Genomic DNA, 6,068 nt, shown 5'->3' with positions numbered 1-6,068 from the left:
CTTGTCCCCCACCCCGCCCCATTCTATTTTCCTTGAATTCACCGAACAGGGTCGTGACATGCGCGCTCGACACCGCGGGTGGTTTCCCCGGTTGATGTTGACGTTCCTGGCCGCCGCCTGCGCCCGCCCGCCTCCCGCGCGGCACCGTTCCCTGCACGCCTGCGAGTCTCCTGGAACGCGCTGCTGGGACTTCGAGGAGGGCCGCATCCCCGACGGCTGGACGCCCCACCGCGACGAGTTCAGCGGCAAGCTGCTCGTGGACGACACCCGCGCATATCGGGGCCGGTACGCCCTCCATGCCCGTCAGCTCGTCGGTGGCACGGAGGGAAGCCAAGGGGGGCCCAAGAAGACGCTCCGCTTCGAGCTGCCCGCCCACTTCGGCCCCGTGCTGTGGGGCCGCGTCTACGTCTACACGTCCCCCGCGCGCCCCATGTCCCACGCGGGCCTCTTCAATGCCCGCTACCCCAGGCCCGGCCAGGCGGGCGGGGCCCTGGACACGCTCGACTGGTACGAGGTCGCCACGTACCGGCAGCGCTACATGGCCATCTGGCACCCACCCGAGCCGCCGGGGTTCCCCGAATGGGTGCGGGTGTCGGACACCCCGCTCGTACTCGACGAATGGGCGTGTCTGGAATGGCTCTTCGACGGCGCCAATGGCACGCAACCGGAGGCCGCCGAGCCGCGCGTCTGGCTCAACGGCACCGAGCTTCAGTGGCCTGAGACCTTCGTCTTCTCCGATCCACCGACCCAGGAGCGACCGGTGCGCGAGAAGGTCAGCGACTTCACCGTGCTCGAGGTCGGCGTGTTCCTCTACCAGGGGCTCCCCGTGCCCACTGACTGGTGGATGGACGAGCTCGCCGTGGGCCCGCGGCGCATCGGCTGCGAGTAAGCGCGCTGGACCTGGCCGGCTGAATGGGGCATGCGTGAGGCCCACCCGGGGCCCCACCTGGCCCGGCCATCCCGCGAGAGGAGTCCATGCGAGCCTGCCCGTGCTGCAGGGAGGTGCTGACCGCCGGCATCCTGGGTCTGGGCGTCCGCCGCCTCGCGGGAAGCTGCGAGGTTTGCGGCGACAGGGTCTGTCAGGTGTGCCTGAGCACGCAGGTCCTGGAGGCCGGTGACTTCCAGCAACGCCCGGTGGCGCCCGGCCACGCGAACCGGAAGGCCCGGGGCCGCGTCTGCCGCGCCTGCTGGTGGGAGCACCTGACGGAGCGAGGCCTCAAGCCCCCCTTCCCCGCCCCGCCTGGACAGCGCGAGCGAGCCGCCCACGCGGCGAGGTCATCCTGCCAGCACCCGGATGTCACGCAGGCCATGGGCTTCTGCCCCGGCTGCGGCGACGAAGTCGAATGGAAGGCCGAGCACGGCAACCCCGTCTGCGTGGCGTGCGAGGCGCCCTCGCACCCGCGCTTCAATCACTGCTGGGCCTGTGGCGAGCCCTTCGACGAGGCCAACGCGCCCGAGCCCGTGGCCCAGGGCTACCGGCTTGAGTTCGACTGCGACGCGGACGACTGCACCGGGAAGCTGGCGTGGCTGATGCCCTGCTGCCCGTGGTGCGGAGAAGCGAAGCACTGGGAGCCCGCGAGCGGCGGCGGCCTGGAGTGCACGGAGTGCGAGCACCGCCTGGACCGCGCCTGGGCCCACTGCGTGCGATGTGGCGAAGAGGCCCCCCTGCCAGACGACTGTCTCCGGTGCGGCCAGGACCTGGACGACGCCCCCTCCGCCGCGCGCTGTGAGTCCTGTCGCAACATCGTGTGTGGGGACTGCTTCGACACACGCGTCGTTCCCTCCGCCTCCGGTGAGCCCCAGGAGCAGCTCCTGTGCGCCACCTGCGGCGTGGGCTTCGACCGGCCCGCGCCTCCCGTCGAGCCTCCCGTCGAGGGAGAGGAAGAAGCCAAGGCCGACGACACCACCGAGGAAGCCGACGACGCGGACGACTCGCCAGTCGCGGAGCCTGAGCCTGTGGCGTCTGCTTGGGAGGTGCTGGGCGTCACGCCCGACACTCCGCTCGCGGATGCACGGCGGGCCTATTTGTCGCTGGTGGCCCAGTACCATCCAGACAAGGTCGCGCAGCTCGGCCCCAAGCTGCAGGCCCTGGCGCAGGAGGAAACGCGCAGGCTCATCGAAGCCTGGGAGTACGTTCGCAGGAAAACTTCGGACACAGGTAAAACTTAGCTTCCTTGAAGCTCCAGCCGTGCTCCCGCCGACAACCTCGCGTTGAGCGGCGATGACAGGAGCCACGGGATGAAGACGAATGGGATGACGTGGGACGCGGCGCTGTTGTCGGTGGCCATCCTGCTGGGTGCGTGGGGCGGCGCCGTCGAGGACACGGAGGCGCTCACGCCGGACGCGCTCGAAACCGAGACATCCGAGCTGAACTCGCCCGTCTATGACAGGGCGCGGGCCTTCGCCGCCGCCAATCCCAAGCGGGCGGTGGCACGCCTCCGCCGACCGGTGGTGGCCTGCCGCATACGACGACGGAGTACGACGGCATCCCCGGCCCCAACACGTACAAGGCCGAGCACAAGCTTTGCGGCTACGCGGTGAACCGCGCGTTCTGACGCGGCGTCCGCGGTCCCCGGCGCGAGGCCGGACCTCACCCGGTCCGGTCCTCGTGCCGTCCAGGTTCAGGCGCGAGAGGACGGCTGCACGTCCGCGCCCGCGCGAATCTTGTCGGAGCGCTCCCGCAGCTCGCGCCACGAGTCCTCGTAGTCCTTCTTCAGCTTCGACCAGTTCTCGCCGTGGCTGCTCATCAACCGGCGGAGCGCGGACTCCGTGTCATGGAGCGAGCGACGGATGAACTCGAGCTCCTGCCGCGTGAGCCGTGAGTCCTCGGCCCGGGACTGCGCGGCGGACGCTTCCCAGCCATCCACCTGCGCGCCAAGCGCTCGGAGCTCCGCCTCCCGCTTGCGCTCGTAGGCGGCACGGACGAGCGCCATCTTCGCTTCCATCTCGATGACAGCCTGGTTGGTGTCGTCGTAGGACTTCCGGAGCTCGACCTTGCCCTGGTCGAAGTTCTGCGTCTGCCGCTTGCCCAACTCATCCAGCTTGAGGCGGAACTTGTCGAAGACGCGGCGAATCGCGGACATGTCCTTGAGCTCGTCGCTTGCCTGGCGGACGTCTGCCTGCGCCTCCGTTTCGGCGATCCGGGCGTCGAGCCTCCGCTTCTCCGCATCCATCTGCTTCACGTAGGCCTCTTGCTCCGTCATGACGCGTGTCTCCTTCCGCGCGACCTTCCGGGCGCGGCGCTGTGCTGACGTCATGCATGAGGGCTCACCCCCATGGACGCACACAGTGCGGCGGCCGAGGCCCAGGCGCCCGGCTCGCCGGGCCAGCCGAGGAAGGAGCGCGCTCCTGGCGGTCAGTGGGCCTGGAGGTGCGCCACGGCGGCGTCGAACAGCGCGGCGACGTCCGGGTCGCGCTCCCGCCAGTGCGCCGCGACTTCCTGGAACCGCGCTATCCACTCCGCCTCGGTGCGAGGACTCTCGGGCGCGTTGAGCACCTGGAAGAAGAACGAGGTCGCCCCGGCGCCGCTCTCCGGAACGGTCGCCGCGAGCGCGCCCAGGAAGTCCGTCAGCGCCGCGGCATCCATGCCCGTCTGGCTCATGAAGTCGCGCAGGCGCTCCATGGAGAAGCCATTGCCAGACTCCTGGGTGAACAGGTCCGGAGACGTCCGGCTGAGCTCCACGAGCTGGCTGGCGGTGAAGCCCAGGTCCTTCAACTCCGTGAGCCTTTCGGGCGTCGTGTCATCGCTGAGCAGCGGCGAGTTGGCCTCCGCAAGCGCCACGATCTGTTCGTAGTCCAGGCCCATGGCGGCCAGCTGCTGCAGGCGGCCGTCGGGAGCCCCAGCCAGCCGCTTCGCCGTCTCCGGCGGTACACCCGCGCTGATGAGGAACGCCTCACGCGCCTCGCGGCGGTCGCTCTCGCCTTCAATGGCGCCCTGCCACAGGGCGCTGCCAATCACCATGGCACCGCCCACCACCCACCCCACGGGACCACCGAAGGCAATCACCGCGCCGCCCACAGCCTGGAGCCCGAGCGCCGCGCCCATCTCCGCGTTGCCATTGGCGAAGGCGTGGATGGAGCGCACGACGTCAATGCCGACACCGAACCGGGCGAGCACCTTGCCACCGACGTTGTCGATCCACGACGCGACGGACGTGTTGCCCACCATCTTCGCGGCCACCGCGGCGATCTCCGGCCCGATGCCCACCGCGTCGGAAGCCAGCTTCAGCGCATCCCCCAGGTCCTCGGGCACCTCCATGCTCTGGGCGAAGCTGAAGGTCGCCAGCCCCAGCGCGACGCCGCCGAAGGCGCTGAGCAGCCGGCTGTCGCCGATGAGGTCCTGGATTTTCCGCAGCCCGTCCTGGAACGCGGCCTGGGCCGCTGGACCGGTGGTGGGCGCGCTCGTGAGGAGCGTGTCGAGCTCACCGAGCACCTGCTGGAACTTCGACTCGTCGAGTCCGAACAACGCCGCGTACTTGCCAATGGGGCCCTGCAGGAGGACCCGCGCCGACGCGGTGTCTCCGCGCGCCATCAGCTCCGCGGCGTGATTGCCAAGCGCCTGGACCCACACCGTGGCCGCGCCCTGGGCGAAGTCAGGACTGTTCTCCGCGAGGGTCAGCGCGTGGTCGATCAACCCCGGCTGGTCCGGGTTGGCGCTGGCGACCATGTCCTGGAAGAACTGGCTCCCCGCGCGGGTCATCCCCAGGGCTTGCGACGAGTAGAGGATGCGCTCGGCGTGGTTGTCGTAGGCCTCGTTGCCCGCGCGCATGAAGTTCGCGTCGATGGAGGTGGCCGCGCCCGTCAGCAGGCCGCCCAGCTGTTCGAACCGGGCGAAGACCTCCGCGTGCTGCTGCATGAAGGTGTCGAGCGCCGCCTGACGCTGTTCGTCCGTCATCGCCGGCCCCATGTCCTGGAGCCAGAGCGCGAGCTGCTGCTGGAGTTCGGCGACCTCTTCGGCCACCTGTTCGAACTCACCCTCCGCGGCGACCAACCCCTGCATCGCGATGTTCCGCACATCACTGGCCACCACCTCGCCCTGGGCGGCGGTCAGGGACGCGTCCAGGGCAATGGCGAAGCCCAGTCCGGACGAATCCGCCATGGGCTGGGACGTCCCTGTGACGGACCGGAGGGTGTCCAGGAACGTGAGGTTGACCGGGTTGCTCGGGTAGCCACGCGCAATCGGGTCGGTCAGCAGGCGTGACTGCGACCCCATCGCGTCGCCCAGGCGAACCAGGCTCTGCAGACCGGCCCGGTACGCTTCGCGCTGCTCGTAGGGCGGCTCGTACCGCGCGAAGGACTCCAACATGCGCTGCACGTCGGGATGCGACAGCAGCGCCTCACGGTACTCCGGCGACGCCGTGGCCAGCATCCGCTCGAGCTCGACGGCGGCGGCCGCCGGGTCCTGCGCGGCCCCGAGCGTCGCCACGTCCGCGGTGACCTGCTGCTGCTGCGACAGCGCCAGCGGAGCGCCGAACAACTCCGTCTGCAACTGGGCATCCAGGCGGATGGCGGCGGCAGCGTCCTGGACATTCTCCGCCTGCGGGTACGGCGGCGGCTTGTTCTCCGCCAGCGCCAGGGCGTTCGCCTCTCGCATGGCCCGCAGCGCGGCGTCGGCGTCCTGGGCCACCGTGTCGGGATTGCGCCCCACCGCCGTGCGCGCATCCTCCGCACGAGCCTGGGCCTCCGCGGCATCCGCCGGAGGTGCATCCATCGCGCCGTCCTCCGCGAGGAGCGGCTGCGCGCCCATCGTGAGCGGCGCCTGCGCCAGACGCGCCGCTGCCAGCGGCTGGCCTCGAAGCGCGTGGCTGGCTGGAATCAGGGCGGCGCGCGCCTGCATCGCCGCCGTGGGCCGCGGCACGTCGAAGCCCGTGAGGTTCAGGGGCGCGGACGCCGCGCGCTCGAAGGTGCTCCGCGCCGGGGGCGCGGACTGCTGCTGCGTGGGCCTCGGCGGCTCACGCGGCGTGACAGGCTTCGGCTTCGGCGGTGGCGTGGACCCCGTCTTCGAGCTGCGCATGGCTGTCCCCTTTTGAATTCCCTTGAATGCATGAATACCACAATGACTGTCAGGG

At 70.2% G+C, this 6,068-nt stretch carries 5 protein-coding genes; 3 read left to right on the top strand and 2 right to left on the bottom strand.

What is annotated here, in order from left to right; genetic code table 11:
* Positions 1-58: 58 nt before the first annotated feature.
* The 3 genes from HV824_RS05975 to HV824_RS05965 all read left to right on the top strand — a co-directional run bounded on the left by HV824_RS05975 (position 59) and on the right by HV824_RS05965 (position 2,541).
* A complete protein-coding gene (locus HV824_RS05975) occupies positions 59-889 on the top strand; it encodes a hypothetical protein (protein WP_255207801.1) in 831 nt (276 codons plus the stop codon).
* 86 nt (positions 890-975) lie between these two features.
* A complete protein-coding gene (locus HV824_RS05970) occupies positions 976-2,169 on the top strand; it encodes a DnaJ family molecular chaperone (RefSeq protein ID WP_217917135.1) in 1,194 nt (397 codons plus the stop codon).
* 69 nt (positions 2,170-2,238) lie between these two features.
* Positions 2,239-2,541 carry a hypothetical protein gene (locus HV824_RS05965; RefSeq protein WP_176418358.1) on the top strand — a complete coding sequence of 101 codons (303 nt, stop codon included), beginning with the start codon at positions 2,239-2,241 and terminating at the stop codon, positions 2,539-2,541.
* 80 nt (positions 2,542-2,621) lie between these two features.
* Here the strand turns inward: HV824_RS05965 and HV824_RS05960 are convergent, their stop codons facing one another.
* Positions 2,622-3,203, bottom strand: coding sequence for a hypothetical protein (locus HV824_RS05960; RefSeq protein ID WP_176418359.1), 582 nt, complete (start codon positions 3,201-3,203; stop codon positions 2,622-2,624).
* A 152-nt stretch (positions 3,204-3,355) separates the two neighbouring features.
* Positions 3,356-6,013 (bottom strand): hypothetical protein, encoded by a 2,658-nt coding sequence (locus HV824_RS05955; RefSeq protein WP_176418360.1) that lies wholly within the window; start codon positions 6,011-6,013, stop codon positions 3,356-3,358.
* Positions 6,014-6,068: the final 55 nt, after the last annotated feature.

Source organism: Myxococcus sp. AM009 (assembly GCF_013372605.1).
Classification (GTDB): domain Bacteria; phylum Myxococcota; class Myxococcia; order Myxococcales; family Myxococcaceae; genus Myxococcus; species Myxococcus vastator.
The sequence above is the reverse complement of the archived record's forward strand: the minus strand, read 5'-3'. Positions and strand labels throughout refer to the sequence as shown.

What these genes read in the sequence shown, in the direction of transcription:
- HV824_RS05975 (WP_255207801.1), top strand. Translation starts at nt 59, where the DNA reads ATGCGCGCTCGACACCGCGGGTGGTTTCCCCGGTTGATGTTGACGTTC.
- HV824_RS05970 (WP_217917135.1), top strand. Translation starts at nt 976, where the DNA reads ATGCGAGCCTGCCCGTGCTGCAGGGAGGTGCTGACCGCCGGCATCCTG.
- HV824_RS05965 (WP_176418358.1), top strand. Translation starts at nt 2,239, where the DNA reads ATGAAGACGAATGGGATGACGTGGGACGCGGCGCTGTTGTCGGTGGCC.
- HV824_RS05960 (WP_176418359.1), bottom strand. Translation starts at nt 3,203, where the DNA reads ATGACGGAGCAAGAGGCCTACGTGAAGCAGATGGATGCGGAGAAGCGG.
- HV824_RS05955 (WP_176418360.1), bottom strand. Translation starts at nt 6,013, where the DNA reads ATGCGCAGCTCGAAGACGGGGTCCACGCCACCGCCGAAGCCGAAGCCT.